Below are 14,347 nucleotides of genomic sequence, written 5' to 3'. Positions count from 1 at the left end.
TCATGATTTAGCGTAGATTTATGTGTTTTATCGCCTTGTAAAATCTACTATCTTAAATACTATTATTTCTTTTTCTAGACCACATCCTGCATTCAGAGCAGGAATTGCAGCCGTAACATAGCCATCATGAGCTAATTTTTAACCAAGTAGTCTACGACCAAAATATCTTCAAGTATCGGTTTGATGTGTTTGCTAATTAATTCTAGATGAGCGTCCGATTGGTTAAAATCTTCCAGTGATTTTTTGTCTTTGAATACGGCTACCTCAGCATGGGTAAATCCCTTAGCTCTGTTGGTGAAGTCTTCCCCAAAGGAAATTTCCAATAGTCCTGGTACGGTATTTTTCTGTTTTAATATTTCGTTGCCAAGATGCTGTATCTGTTGCGACGTTACTTCTTGCTTGAATTTGAATAAGACGATATGAACGGCTTTTTCTGGACCAAATTCAGATTTATTTTGTCCATTAGCAGGAATGGTTAGGCTACCAATGAGCATAACCAATAAGATAATGATGTTTTTTTTCATGGTGTTGTTTTTAGGTATTATAAATTTGTGTTACCCGCAAGGCCACTTTTTTCGGCTACATCTCTGGTCACAAGTGGCGTAATATTAGGCGTTGCTAAAGCATGTTGAGCAAGTTCCGCTTTTGTGGCATACCACACACCACTATGTTGGGCTACATATTTGAAGAAACGTTCGATGACGCGTACACGAGAAGCATGGCCAGAAATACGGTCGTGAAAGCTGATAAGCATCATTCTTCTTCGTGTTGCAGACTCTTCATAGAGCTGGTCAAATTCATCTTTTAATTGTTGCTCATAGTCGGCGGGGGAGAAGCCCGAAAAGTCGTAGGAGCCGATGTCATTCATGTGGATGGTATATGGCATCGTCACAAAAGGCTTGTCATTCAGCTGTTGTATGTAGGGTTCATCTCGGCTAAGGTCATTGTTGTGGTAGATAAAGCCCAGTTCTTGCAGTAAGCTTAAGGTGTGTACACTGCCACGCATCCAGTAGCAGTCATAGCCCAAAGGAGTGACACCTGTTGCCTTTTCAATGGATTCCTTGACACTGCGTATCCATTCTCTTTCCTCGTCTTTTGATAGGTGGTATTGCCAGGCCCATTCTTTGCCGTGCGCCGCAGGCTCATGACCGCGTCTCACAATTTCACGGGCTAGTTCGGGATTATTGTCTACAGCTTTGCCCACCATAAAGGAGGTTGCTTTGACTCCATATTTATCAAAAAGGTCGAGCAGCCGTGGTATACCTTCCTGCACGCCATAGTCAAAGTAGGAGTTGGTAGCCAAATCGGGGTAGTCTTTTTTAATCGGTTCGGGTATCAATCCGGCGGCTCCCGAGATGGGCTGTCCGCCAGCTTCAAACTGTAGTGCTATAGAAATTGCTAAGCGGGAACCGTTTGGCCAGAAGTTATTGGCAGTATCGGTTGTGGGTTCTTTTTTGGGTGAAGCTTTCGCATTGACCAAATGGGGTATAGCTAGTGCAGATGCCCCAAAAGACGCCGTTGTAATAAAATTTCGTCTATCCATTTTAGATTTATTAAACTGTTATTTTATAATCGGGCGATTATGTAAATGTCAGTTAGTTTTTGCTGGTATCAAAATAACCTAAGTTATAAAGAGGTATCATTGAGGTGATAGTTGTGGATATTGATGAAGAAAGCTATAGCAGTTGCCATCCGCAATTTCGGAAATTTACTTTGTGCGGGAATATTTATTTTTATGCTAGATAGCTTGATAAATAGTTTTTCATTCGCGGCAGGGATAGGAGCGGCATCCTTTTTTGCGCGCGATAGCAGCGCAAAAAGATACAGCGGATAGCCCGGTGCACAGCAGCCGCCCAGAAGAACAAATTATTAAACGCCTAATTTTGAAGCTGGAAAAATCTCCTTCGAAACACCCTGATTAGAAAATTAAATAACTAAACATTGCATAGCAGGCACAAAAAAATTATTTTTGTGCTCAAATGAAAAGAAAAATCACATCATCGCAAGTTACTCCACCTTAGTCGTTTAGTTTTAAGTTTCTTTCTGCGTGGTAGACGCATTGGACACTATTCTACGTAGCATTTCATTATTTTTCTTGTATACTATAAAACTTTCAGTAGATGAAGGCTTATTTAAAATTATTTGATTTTACACAAAAAGTCAATTATAAAACGGAGGTTTTGGCGGGCCTTACTGTTGCCATGACCATGATTCCAGAATCACTATCTTTTGCTATTCTTGCCGGCTTAACTCCACTGACAGGCCTTTATGCGGCTTTTTTGATGGGCTTGATAACGGCTATATTTGGCGGTAGACCGGGTATGGTTTCTGGTGGTGCTGGTGCTACGGTTGTAGTGCTTATTGCGCTTATGCAGAGCCATGGTGTAGAGTATGTTTTTGCGGCTGTTGCATTGGCCGGTGTGCTGCAGATAACGGTTGGTTTACTCCGCCTTGGTAAGTTTATTCGCCTGGTGCCACAATCGGTGATGTATGGATTTGTTAACGGTTTAGCCATTATCATTTTTATGTCTCAAATAGAACAGTTCAAAGCGGGCGACACGGGCGATACGGCCTGGTTGGGAGGTTCGGCACTATGGATTATGCTTGGCTTGGTGGCTCTTACGATTTTTATCGTGGTGTTTTTCTCGAAAATAACGAAGGCTATTCCTGCTTCTTTAGTTGCTATTATTATTGTTTCTCTGTTGGTAATAGGTTTTGGGATAGACACAAAAACGGTCAAAGATATAGCGTCTATTAGTGGTGGTTTTCCTCCTTTCCATATTCCGGAAGTACCTTTAAATCTGGAAATGATAAAAATAATATTCCCTTATTCGCTGGTTATGGCAGGCGTGGGCTTGGTTGAAAGTCTGTTGACCTTAAACGTGGTGGATGAAATAACGGGCACAAAGGGTAAAAGTAATAAAGAGGCTGTGGCACAGGGTGCTGCTAACGTCGTGAATGGTTTTTTTACGGGAATGGGCGGCTGCGCCATGATTGCACAATCTTTTGTGAATCTTTCGGCCGGTTCGCGCGCACGTTTGTCCGGAATTATTGCTGCGGTAGCTATTTTACTTATTATCCTGTTTGGTGCTCCTATTATTGAAAGCGTGCCTATGGCAGCGCTCGTTGGCGTAATGATTATGGTCGCTATCGGTACATTTGAGTGGATAAGCATTCGCATCATCAATAAAATGCCGCGGCAAGATGTAATCGTTGGCATATTGGTCGCGGTTATTACGGTATGGCTACACAATTTGGCATTAGCCGTGCTCATTGGCGTGGTTTTATCGGCTTTAGTTTTTGCGTGGGAAAGTGCAAAACGGATACGTGCGCGTAAGTATGTGGATGAACAGGGGAGGAAGCATTATGAAATTTATGGGCCTTTATTTTTTGGTTCGGTCGCGACTTTTCTCGAGAAGTTCGATGTGGTAAACGACCCGCAGGACGTGATTATAGATTTTAAGGATAGTCGGGTGGCCGACATGAGCGCTATTGAGGCGCTACATAAACTCACCAAACGGTATGCTAAGGTGGGTAAGGTGCTCCACCTTAGGCATCTTAGTGATGACTGTAAAGTGTTATTGAAAAATGCCGATTCGGTTATCGAGGTTAACATTATGGAGGACCCGCGGTACGAGGTTGCTAACGACAAATAAAATCTAGAGTAGGCCGTTTTGCTAAGGCAAATGAGGCCTACTTTATTGTTGATAATAGTGCGGTGTGTAGCTACCTCCATTAAAAAAAAGTTACACCAACCGAAAAACAACAAATGGGTATAAAAATATTTTTAGGCCTTGGCTCATGTTTAACGTCACATAATGTGGATTTAACATTAAGTTCATGTCGTTTTCATTCAGACGTAATGTGAGATGTTTTGCTTTGCAAAGATTTGAGATTACGCGATGTCGAGCGTAATTATTATATTGTATCGCATTTAATAGGACAAGCCGAGGAGGAGTTCATGTTAGTTGACAAAAGTATAGACCTAGATTTCAAAGATTTTTTCGTTTCCCATAAAGATAAGGTGTACAAGTATGCCTATATGCATTTTAGGGATGGTGACCTAGCGTCTGATATTGTGCAGGAGGCATTCTCAAAAATATGGGCCAAGTGGGATACAATAGATGCTGGACAAAATTATTCTTCCTACCTCTATAGCACCACGCGCAATTTGGTGTTTGACGAATTGCGGAAGCGGCAGGTAAGGCTTCAATATTCAGCGTTGAAACAGCTGGGCGTTGAGGCGCATGATAATTCTATCGAAGATAAAATAGCCTACAAAGACCTCGAAAAATTGTATAAAGAAGCTATCTCCAAGCTTCCAAAATGTAGAATGGAAATCTATGCCCTAAGCAAAGAAGAATTCTTGAATAATAGCGAAATAGCCGAAAAATTGGGTATTTCCGTGAATACCGTTCGTGAGCATATCGTGAAGGGTAATAAGTTTGTGCGTAGCTATATCCTTGAACGCATGAGTCTTTCTTTAGCCCTCATCATCTTTTTTGAAATTTTTTAACTTTTTTCTCGACTAGAGCCGTCTTTCCCTCCGCCTTGACCGTATATATTATATATTGCATAAGAAAATATACATAATACCGATTTTTACCAACTGTATAAAAAGTACCTGTTGGAAGAATGTTCCGAAGAGGAGCGCGCCATTTTATTGGAGCTACTGCTTGATGCGGATGCCGAAGAGCATTGGGACTTGGAAGAGGTCGTTAATTTGTCAGCTGATGATATTTCTTTATCTGCTGGAAAGACAGCATCTATCTATCAACAGATTACTGGTGAAGCCTTCGAAAAGAAACCTTCGATTTTTAAGTTAAACAGACGGGTAGCAGCTGTTGCAGCGCTATTGGTAGCCGTTCTATGTGGCGGTATGTATATCTGGAAGTCTGCTAATCAAAAGAATAACCCATTCCAAGAGTTATCATCTATCAGTAACAACACCAAATTTGTAAAATCTATACTGCTTAGTGATGGTAGTAAAGTGTTGCTAAAGCAAGGAGCACGCTTAGCGTTGCTGTCGGATTTTAATCAAGACACCGTACGTCGCGTGAAATTGGAAGGTGAAGCCTTTTTTGAGGTCGCTAAGAATCCAAATAAAGCTTTCTGCGTGTTGGAGTCTGGTACTTTTGACGTCCGCGTACTGGGCACGGCCTTCAATTTAATAAACCTACCTGCGCAAAATAATTTAGTACTTAAGCACGGAAAGGTGCAGGTGTCACATGGCGACAAAAAAATGTATGTAGCACCGGGGGAAGGGGTTCAGTATGATGCTAAAAAGCATGATTTTGAGAAGTCGCTTGTTGATACTGCCGCGTCTAACCTATGGACTTATTCTTTCTTAAGTTTCGAAAAAGAGCCTTTACTTCAAATATTTGAAGACCTAAATAGTCTATATCCTGAGGCCCATTTGGTATTGCATGAAAGCAATAAAAGCCAAATTTTTACGGGATATCTACCGGCTAATGATTTAGAAAAATCTATAGAAATTCTTAACAAAGCATTCAATAAACTTATTATTTCTAAACGCTGATTTTATGAAAAGAAGCAAGTACTATTTCAAGGCCGCGGGAGGGGCTTTCCTCACGTTATTTATGGGAAGCCAGCTGATGGCCAGCACGATGCTGCAGGCAGATGGGTTTGGCTCAGTAATCGCCAACATGGAGAAAAAGCTCAATGTCAAGTTTAGCTACGATGCGTCTATCTCTAGCCGAAAGGTGAGTAGCAACATTGACCTAAACAAGCTCAACAAAGGAAATGTAGCCCAGTTTGTAGCGAATATTTCGGACGATGAGTTTGTGGTCAATAAGATTGACGATAAGCTGTATGTGATTGCTAAAAAAACAGACAAAGGGGCGTCGGTTGTGCGTGCGGCGGCAACAGCGGTAAGCCAGCAGGAGCTACGTGGGAAAGTAGTAGACAAAGCGACGGGAGAGGCGATTGCAGGAGTTAATGTGCGTGTTTTAGGTGCTAGCCAAGTTACCAACTCGGATGCATCGGGTGTTTTTGTGCTTAACAATGTACCTCAAAATGCAACATTGCAATTTACAATGGTAGGCTACAACCCTATCGAAGTGAAAAGTACACAAGTGGCTTTGGTGCAGCTAGAATCGTCATCGACTGCTTTAGATGAGGTGGTTGTAACGGCTTTGGGTATCAAGCGTGATAAAAAAGCATTAGGCTATGCGACACAAAATATCAGTGGCGCAGAGCTAAATAAAGTTAAAGGGGTAGATGTTGGAACGACCTTGACGGGACGTATCTCTGGGGTGCGTGTGCGCAACAGTACGGAGTTCAACGCTGTGCCTGAGATTCAGGCTCGTGGACTTACGCCGATTTTAGTAATCGATGGGGTATTGTATGAAAATATGACCTTGCGGGAGGTTCCTGTAGATAACATCGCAGATATGAACGTCCTTAAAGGAGCGGCAGCAGCGGCCCTTTATGGGGAGCGTGGTCGTGGTGGTGCCATCATGATTACAACGAAAAAAGGATTGAGCGAGGCAGGTACAGAGGTTAACGTGAGTACCAACAATATGTTCTTCTCGGGCTACCTCGCATTACCAAAAGTGCAACAGTCATACTCTTCGGGTGAAGGCGGTAAATTCAATAACAACGACTTTGTTTGGGGTGATAAATTGGATATCGGCCGCACAGCTATGCAGTGGAACCCTTTCACGAAGCAGCGTGAAGAGATGCCACTAGTTTCTGCAGGTAAAAATAATTTTAAGAACTTCTTGGTTCCTGGTTTTATTACGAACAACTCGGTTAGTTTTACCAATCAAGGAGAGCATGGAAGTATTCGTACTGCGATTAACCATATCTTAAATAAAGGACAATACCCGAATCAGAAGCTTAACCTAACGAATATCTCCGTGACGGGAACAACAAAAGTTGGGGAGAAGGTAGATTTGGAAACGAGCATTGGCTACAGCCGTAACGCTTCGAGCACCAATTTTGGTCAAGGGTACAACGACCAAGGTTATATCTACAACTTATTGGTTTGGACAGGACCAGAGTATGATATTCGCGATTACCAAGATTATTGGTTAGTGAAAGACCAGTCTCAAAACTGGATGTATAATGGTTGGTATGATAACCCATACTTAATTGCCCATGAGAAGATTACACCAGAGACAGTAAATAAAATTAATGCTGCCGTTACGCTAAACTATAAGGTGACCTCTTGGGGTAAATTTATCTTACGTACAGGTTATGATTATTTCGGGTCTGAAAAAACACAACGTAACCCGATAGGTATTTACGGTACGCGTGGTGGTTTTGATGGATACGGAGGTTTCAACAGTAGAGGTAAATATCAAAATGGTAAAGATGATGGATTCAGCAGCAATACCGATGCGATATTCACAGCCAACAAAACTTGGGGCGATTTCAATGTCGAAGGTTTAGCCGGTGGTGCTATATTGTATAGCTTGCGCAAAGGTTCTGTATTCTCTACAGTAAACGGTTTGTCTATTCCAGGGTTTTACTCATTGACAAACTCGATAGACCCTATTAGTACTATCCAGACGAGACGTGAGTTGATGAGCAATTCTGTTTACGGACGTGTGTCTTTATCATGGCGTAATGCGTTGTTTTTAGAGGCTACCGGACGTAATGAATGGGCTTCTACTTTGGCCAAAGAACAACGTTCTTATTTCTATCCTTCCCTATCAGCTAGTGCTACCTTGACCGATTTGTTTGACTTCAAACAATCGTGGTTAGACCAGTTCAAAGTGCGTGGTGCTTGGGTAGTAACGAAGCGTACCGCTAATCCGTACGACATTAAAACAGCGTATACCATTAGAAATAACGTGTGGGATGGATTGCCGCAGGCAACCTATGAAGCAAATATTAAAGATTATACCATCTCGCCAACGCAAGATAAATCGTACGAGTTTGGTTTTGACTTCGCTATCCTTAAAAATAGAATCTTCGGTAACTACACACGCTACTACCGTATAAGACAAAATGAAGCTATTTTTTCTAAGGTGTCACAAATGACGGGCTTTGATGCGCGACTCATCAATACTAAAGAAGAGACAATGACCAAAGGGCATGAGATTACTGTTGGCGGTGTTCCTATCAAGGGTGAGCACTTTAGATGGAATGTGTTGGCCAATATGTCACAAAATTTGAACTACTACAATAAGCTAGACCCGCAATATTCGTTAGACGCTTTATACGTGAAAAAAGGTATGCGTAAAGACTTTATCGTATCTAACGACTGGGAAAGGTCGCCTACTGGTGAGATTGTACACAATGCTTCAGGAATGCCCGTGACGGGTAAATATGCCGCACAATTAGTGGGCTATTCCGACCCTAAATGGTTCTGGGGATTGACCAACCAGTTTCAATACCACGACTTCCAGCTGTCTTTCAGTATTGATGGACGTATAAAGGGTATGTCTTCTTCTGGTATCAACGCGCGCTTATGGCAAACAGGAGCACACCCTGATTCGGACAATGCTTTCCGCTATGAAGAGGTTGTGAATGGTAATAAAACATACGTAGGTCAAGGGGTTAAGATTTTGTCAGGCGCTGTTGCGTATGATAAATATGGGCAGATTGTAGAAGATACACGCGTTTTCGCCAACAATGACCAAACAGTTTCTTACGAAGCATATTGGAAATCTGCTTGGGGTGGACGTCGCAACTTGCTGGATGAGACATTTATCAAATTGAGAGAAGTAGCCGTCAACTACACCGTGCCTACAGCTATCGCTTCTAAGTTTAAAGCATCAAAAGCAAGCATCGGTGTGACGGGACAAAACTTATTCTTGTGGACGAAAGAATACAAATTCTCAGACCCTGATGTGGGTAAAGAAGATTTGAACTCTCCGTCTATGCGTTACGTAGGCTTTAATATTAATTTGACTTTTTAATTCAATTTAGCATATAGCAATATGAAAATGAAAAAAAGATATTTAGCGGTAGTCTTATTGGCCATGCAATTGGTAGGCTGTTCTAAATTTGATGAGATAAATACAAACCCGGAGACACCAGAGAAAGTGAAGGCATCTATGATTGCGACACGTATTATTATGGATATCGCCAACCAGCCCGGGCAGAAAGGTTTTATGCGCCCTTATTTCTTGACTAAAGAAATTACTTGGGGAGAGATGGCCGACCAAAATGAACAGTTCAACTCCTTTGGTACGCAGTTGATGTCGCTTATCAGTTTGAATGATGCGCAGCATATGGTAAATTTCGCGACCAGCGAGAAGCTTAAAAACTCCTATAAAGGAGTTATGCACTTTGCGCAGGCCTACCGCTTCTATGAGTTGACAATGGCATTGGGCGATATCCCTTACAAAGATGCTTTAATTGGAGAGTCAGATAAAGTATACTTCCCAAAATATGATACCCAAAAAGATGTGTTCTTAGGTATCTTGAACGAATTGGAGCAAGCTGATGCCCTTTTTGCTGCTGGAGATAAGTTTGATGGCGACCCGATGTTTGCTGGCGATGTCAACAAATGGAGAAAGCTTGCCAATAGTTTCGAGTTAAATGTATTGTTGCAGCTAAGTAAGAAAGTTGGCGATGCCGATTTAAAAGTGAAAGAACGCTTCAATACAATTTTGACGAGCAAACCTATCTTTACTTCCAATGCAGACAACTTTCAGTTGCTACGTTCCGACAAAAGTGGACAGGCTTATCCTTTCTATAAAATTGGTAACAACAACCTTATCTACGCCATTGTATCTGATGAGGTTACCGACCGTTTGAAAACAACGAAAGATAGACGCCTATTTTACTATGCGAAGCCATCGCCCGTGAAAATTGCTGCTGGCTTTGCTGCAACCGACTACAATGCTTATGTCGGAGTAAGCCCTGCTTTAACCTATGGTGATTTGGCTGCCGTTAGAACAAAAAATGACTACTCCCGTTTGAACGACCGCTACACCGAGATTCCTACAGGCGAACCTACGCAGCAGTATTCCTATGCGCAGATGTGTTTCGTCGTGGCCGAAGCTGCAGCACGCGGCTGGGTAACCGAGTCGGATGTGAACTGGTATAAAAAAGGTATCGAAGCAGCGATGAAGTTTATCGTAGACAATACACCAAATACGACGCAATTTCACCAAGGAATGCCAATGGACCAAAACTATGTAACTACAGCAGTGAATGAGTATGGTACCAATTTCCCTACAGATTTGGAGAAGAAAGTCGAAGCCATCATCACGCAGAAATATCTTGCTAGCTTCTTGCAAGGTCGTATTTCGCCGTATTATGACTACAGACGTACAAGCTATCCGAAATGGAAAATCAATCCTGCATCAAGTTTGAATGTCGATGCGCCCGATAAAATTCCTACGCGTTGGAGATACCCTGCTGTCGAGTACAACAACAATGGGGAGAACGTAAGTGAAGCGCTGAAAAGACAATATGGAGGTATTGATGACCCTAATCAGCTGATGTGGATTTTGAAATAAGCACATTTTACAATTTCTAGTATAAATTAAAAGCTGTCTCGATTATTTTCGAGGCAGCTTTTTTTATTTTAATAACAATTAAAGAATTTGGGCGGCACCCTGCGGGTCGGGCTTTCCGCTCTATCTTTTCCCCTCCGCTAGCGCTCCGTGAAAAAGGATGCCGCTACTATCCCTGCCGCGGTAGTCTATGTCTAGAATTAAAGAAAAAGTACGCCAAGAGGTCGAAAAGTGCCTGTTAAAACATATTCTCTATCCAGTGGTTATATCCTCGGGCTAAGGCGTTGTTTATGATGTCGTTGTAACCCGAAAAGCAAAGGCTTCTTTTGGTCTATTCCTTGAAAATAGGCTCAATTTGGCCGCTTAGGCCTGCTTTTTGATAACTACTATACCTTTGAGAAGGGATTTACGTTCCTTTCTTGGATAAAATTGTTAATGAATTTTAAAGCCTCGAAGTACTACCGTAAGTCAATAATGGGTAGTAAAAAAGAGGCTTGATATAAAAATATATGAAAAATAGCATAGCTAAAACAACGTTAAACAGAGGTATCACCCTACCCAGTTTAATCTTTATTATCGGCATCTGTTTGTCTACAGTACTCTTCCCGACAGCAACAAGCGCTTACCTCGACCTTGTGAAGGAGTTTCTTTTTGTCAATTTGAATTGGATATACGTGTGGTCGGTGACCTTATTTGTCTTATTTCTACTCTTTTTGATGTTTAGCAAGTATGGTAAGATACGGCTAGGGTCAAACGGCAGTAAGCCTGAATATTCTTTCTTCTCGTGGATATCGATGCTTTTTGCAGCCGGTATGGGCATCGGGCTGATGTTCTTTAGTGTCGCCGAGCCAATATCGCACTACTCTAGTGGCGTGTTTGGAACCAATGATTTTATGAACCAAGCTAAAGGAGCGCAGATGTATACGTTCTTCCACTGGGGGATACATGCTTGGGCAATCTATGGTGTCGTCGGGTTGGCTTTAGGGTATTTTGCCTATCGCTATAAACTGCCTCTTTCTTTGAGAAGCTGTTTCTATCCTTTATTGAAAGACCGTATAAATGGGAAATGGGGTGATGCGGTAGATGTGTTCGCCCTGTGTAGTACCTTCTTTGGTATCACCACGACGCTTGGTTTTGGGGTGGTGCAGATTAATTCTGGGTTGAAAACATTAAATATTGTTCCTGATACTAGCTTTTCGAGCCAGCTAATTATCGTGGCTATCTTAATTACGATGTCCATCTTTTCAGCTACTTCGGGAGTAAACAAAGGGGTGAAGATTCTAAGTCAGCTCAACGTTGTAACGGTGCTTTTACTCCTATTTTTTGTGCTGTTCTGTGGGCCTACCGTATTTCTTATCGGTAGCTTTACCGAAGGGCTGGGGGATTATATCAATAATTTTTTCGGCCTAACCTTTAATACCCATGTCTACGAAAGTGAGACGTTGCCTTGGTTCTACAATTGGACAATTTTATACTGGGCATGGTGGATTTCATGGTCGCCGTATGTAGGTTTGTTTATTGCACGTATCTCACGCGGTAGAACCATTCAGGAGTTTATCGCTGCCGTATTGATTATCCCTGCATTGTTCAATTTTATCTGGATGACGGTTTTTGGGAATAGCGCCATTTGGTTTGATGTTAATGAGGCCAATGGAGCACTTAGCGCCATGGCACACAATGCTGACCAGCTTATGTTCTTGTTCTTAGACTATCTTCCGTTCACCGAAATAGTGAGCTACGCCGTCGTTATTATTATAGTTATTTTCTTCGTTACTTATGCCGATTCGGGTATCTTAGTGATGAATGGAATCGCTACAAAAAATGCAGAGAAATCGCCCAAATGGCAGATGCTATTTTGGGGTATCCTCCTAGCGGTGATGGCGCTGTTGCTTCTCAATGCGGGTGGATTGCAGGCTTTACAAACGATGACCTTGATTACTGCTCTTCCTTTTGCCGTGATTATGCTTCTTTTCTGCGTCAGCCTTATGAAGGGCTTGATAATCGACCAGAAATACTACGACCAAAACTACTCTGTCGCTACGGTGCCTTGGTCGGGCGAATTTTGGAAGGAACGCCTAAAGACTATCGTGTCTTTCAAAGACCGAAATGCTGTGGCCGTATTCCTCGGGCGAACAGCCAAGCCGGCTTTCGAAGAGCTTAAAGAGGAGTTTGAAGGCAATGGTATCGAGGCTAAAATAAATATGGCCGACAAGCCGGAGCGTATTGAGATAGAAATTAAACACGACGTCGTTAATAACTTTATCTACGGCGTCAAGATACACTCCAAGATGGTATCCGAATTTATGGTGCAGGAGGAAAATCTGCCCGACCTCGACGATAGTAAAACGTACTATCCAAAGGCGTACTTCGGCGATGAGCGTGAAGGATATGATGTTCAATATTTTACCAAGACTGAACTTATCAGTGACGTCTTAAAACACTATGAACGCTTTATCAAGCTGATTTCCGAGAAACAAAACGAAATGTTTATCAGTAGTAACTACAATAAGAATAAGTAAGGGATTGAACTATCGATTTTAAGAAAAATGTTAAAGAAATTCTGTTCTATTCTCCTTTAAAGCGGTTGAAGCTTTTTTTGAGGTATAGCTGTAGGTCGTAGGTATTCCAATATTTTACTTGACTAGGCGTTGGTCTGAATTTTTGTTTAAAGGATTCAAGTTCTTCGTCTGCAATGGGTATGGCCGCCTTAATAGTTTGGTTGTTAAAGAGTATATCCACGGCTGTTTCATCTTGCTCTTGTTGAAATGTTTTTTCCATGGCCCTAGCTTTTTTCCCGTTTTTACTGAGTAGTTCATAAAAGAAGGTGATGGGCTTGCCTCCAAATGGAGATAGTAAGGCTATCGGTGGACGACCGCCGTAATAGATGCCTCGTTTTTGGTTCTGCGCTTGTTGTAGTTGCTTCAAGTCTTTAAGGTTTGCCACCGGACTGCGTGCTGTGACAACAACTCCCTCCAACAGGACGTGTTTTTTCTCGATAAAAATGGAGTCTTTTAGATTCGAAACCGCTATCGTCTTTGTTTCCAGGTTGCTATGTCTAAACTCTACAGAATCACCCTTTTGGTAGGATATGGTGTAGTTCCCTTGCTGGTCCGACAGCACATGAGTCTTCGTCCGTAAATTCAGAATATTCACCCCTGCTAAGGGCCTACTTGTTTCTGCCGACAGCAAAATACCTGTATGTCGTTGTATTTCTTGTGCCTTTACAGTTATCAATCTGATGAAGCACAAGGTTAATATAATGCTTACTCTCCTAATCATCTGTAATTCCGTTTATTTGGTTGCTGTAAAGATAGTTAAAGAAGGATTTTTAAGGTTTATTTTAACGTTTTTAACAAGATGATGAGATATTCAGATGGGGCTGGTAAATCAGTGCATAAAGGATATTTCTCGCCTTTGATAGCTAAGGCTTATCCTGCCTAAAATAACCTGCTATTATAGCCGTCAATTTTATTTCTCTCCGATTTTCAAGATATAGTTACATAGTTTATTGAAATGGTGATTTCCATGTTTAACAGCCTTTTATATGTCTTTTTTAGCTAATATTCTTTTTGAAAGGAAATAATACTAGGACGATTATGGGATATAACTAGTCGATTTTCTACCTATTTACATTTTTCTCTGTGCTGTTTTATTAGATTAGTAATAGACTGACGCCCATTAGTCATTGACTATTAACGATAAAACTTAAAAAATGAAACAGCTAAACAGGATTCTCTTCGTCGTTTCGATGGGGGTACAAACCATTACGATATTTAGCCTATCTGCTCTTGGTATGCATACCGCAGTGCAAATTGCAAAAGAAACTTTTCTAGCTTCAAAATACCTGAATGGTGAGCTGTTTTACCACATGGAATAATTGAATAGGCTAACCGAAAGTTTACGTATCC

Annotated in this window: 10 protein-coding genes; 7 read left to right on the top strand and 3 right to left on the bottom strand. The window is 41.6% G+C overall.

Going from position 1 to position 14,347, the window contains the following annotated elements:
• Positions 1-131: 131 nt before the first annotated feature.
• Both WH223_RS12640 and WH223_RS12635 read right to left on the bottom strand, forming a co-directional pair.
• Entirely contained in the window at positions 132-524 is a 393-nt protein-coding gene (locus WH223_RS12640) for a Dabb family protein (protein ID WP_340048070.1), read from the bottom strand.
• Between the two features lie 17 nt (positions 525-541).
• The gene (locus WH223_RS12635) at positions 542-1,543 is read right to left on the bottom strand and encodes a polysaccharide deacetylase family protein (protein ID WP_340048069.1); all 1,002 of its coding nucleotides are present in this window, start codon (positions 1,541-1,543) and stop codon (positions 542-544) included.
• Positions 1,544-2,120: 577 nt separating this feature from the next.
• Between WH223_RS12635 and WH223_RS12630 the strand changes: the two genes are divergently transcribed.
• The 6 genes from WH223_RS12630 (at position 2,121) to WH223_RS12605 (ending at position 12,958) form a co-directional block, all read left to right on the top strand.
• A complete protein-coding gene (locus WH223_RS12630; RefSeq protein ID WP_340048067.1) occupies positions 2,121-3,656 on the top strand; it encodes a SulP family inorganic anion transporter in 1,536 nt (511 codons plus the stop codon).
• A gap of 233 nt (positions 3,657-3,889) precedes the next feature.
• On the top strand, positions 3,890-4,516 hold the full coding sequence (locus WH223_RS12625) for a sigma-70 family RNA polymerase sigma factor (protein WP_340048066.1): 627 nt from the start codon (positions 3,890-3,892) through the stop codon (positions 4,514-4,516).
• 111 nt (positions 4,517-4,627) lie between these two features.
• On the top strand, positions 4,628-5,539 hold the full coding sequence (locus WH223_RS12620; protein WP_340048065.1) for a FecR family protein: 912 nt from the start codon (positions 4,628-4,630) through the stop codon (positions 5,537-5,539).
• A 4-nt stretch (positions 5,540-5,543) separates the two neighbouring features.
• The gene (locus WH223_RS12615; protein ID WP_340048064.1) at positions 5,544-8,891 is read left to right on the top strand and encodes a SusC/RagA family TonB-linked outer membrane protein; all 3,348 of its coding nucleotides are present in this window, start codon (positions 5,544-5,546) and stop codon (positions 8,889-8,891) included.
• 27 nt (positions 8,892-8,918) lie between these two features.
• On the top strand, positions 8,919-10,442 hold the full coding sequence (locus tag WH223_RS12610; protein ID WP_340048063.1) for a SusD/RagB family nutrient-binding outer membrane lipoprotein: 1,524 nt from the start codon (positions 8,919-8,921) through the stop codon (positions 10,440-10,442).
• A gap of 506 nt (positions 10,443-10,948) precedes the next feature.
• Entirely contained in the window at positions 10,949-12,958 is a 2,010-nt protein-coding gene (locus tag WH223_RS12605) for a BCCT family transporter (protein ID WP_340048062.1), read from the top strand.
• A gap of 46 nt (positions 12,959-13,004) precedes the next feature.
• On the opposite strand, the gene WH223_RS12600 is transcribed toward WH223_RS12605, so the two are convergent.
• Positions 13,005-13,718, bottom strand: coding sequence for a carboxypeptidase-like regulatory domain-containing protein (locus WH223_RS12600; protein WP_340048061.1), 714 nt, complete (start codon positions 13,716-13,718; stop codon positions 13,005-13,007).
• A gap of 433 nt (positions 13,719-14,151) precedes the next feature.
• On the opposite strand from WH223_RS12600, the gene WH223_RS12595 reads away from it, so the two are divergent.
• Complete coding sequence (locus tag WH223_RS12595; RefSeq protein WP_340048060.1) at positions 14,152-14,316, top strand: hypothetical protein; 165 nt, start codon at positions 14,152-14,154, stop codon at positions 14,314-14,316.
• Positions 14,317-14,347 lie beyond the last annotated feature (31 nt).

It is taken from the genome of Sphingobacterium sp. MYb382 (genome assembly GCF_037572665.1).
GTDB lineage: Bacteria > Bacteroidota > Bacteroidia > Sphingobacteriales > Sphingobacteriaceae > Sphingobacterium.
Note: the sequence above shows the minus strand (reverse complement) of the source record. Positions and strands in the feature narration are given on the sequence as shown.

Excerpts from the sequence above, each read along its gene's own strand:
- WH223_RS12640 (WP_340048070.1), bottom strand. The coding sequence starts at position 524 with ATGAAAAAAAACATCATTATCTTATTGGTTATGCTCATTGGTAGCCTA.
- WH223_RS12635 (WP_340048069.1), bottom strand. The coding sequence starts at position 1,543 with ATGGATAGACGAAATTTTATTACAACGGCGTCTTTTGGGGCATCTGCA.
- WH223_RS12630 (WP_340048067.1), top strand. The coding sequence starts at position 2,121 with ATGAAGGCTTATTTAAAATTATTTGATTTTACACAAAAAGTCAATTAT.
- WH223_RS12615 (WP_340048064.1), top strand. The coding sequence starts at position 5,544 with ATGAAAAGAAGCAAGTACTATTTCAAGGCCGCGGGAGGGGCTTTCCTC.
- WH223_RS12610 (WP_340048063.1), top strand. The coding sequence starts at position 8,919 with ATGAAAAAAAGATATTTAGCGGTAGTCTTATTGGCCATGCAATTGGTA.
- WH223_RS12605 (WP_340048062.1), top strand. The coding sequence starts at position 10,949 with ATGAAAAATAGCATAGCTAAAACAACGTTAAACAGAGGTATCACCCTA.
- WH223_RS12600 (WP_340048061.1), bottom strand. The coding sequence starts at position 13,718 with ATGATTAGGAGAGTAAGCATTATATTAACCTTGTGCTTCATCAGATTG.
- WH223_RS12595 (WP_340048060.1), top strand. The coding sequence starts at position 14,152 with ATGAAACAGCTAAACAGGATTCTCTTCGTCGTTTCGATGGGGGTACAA.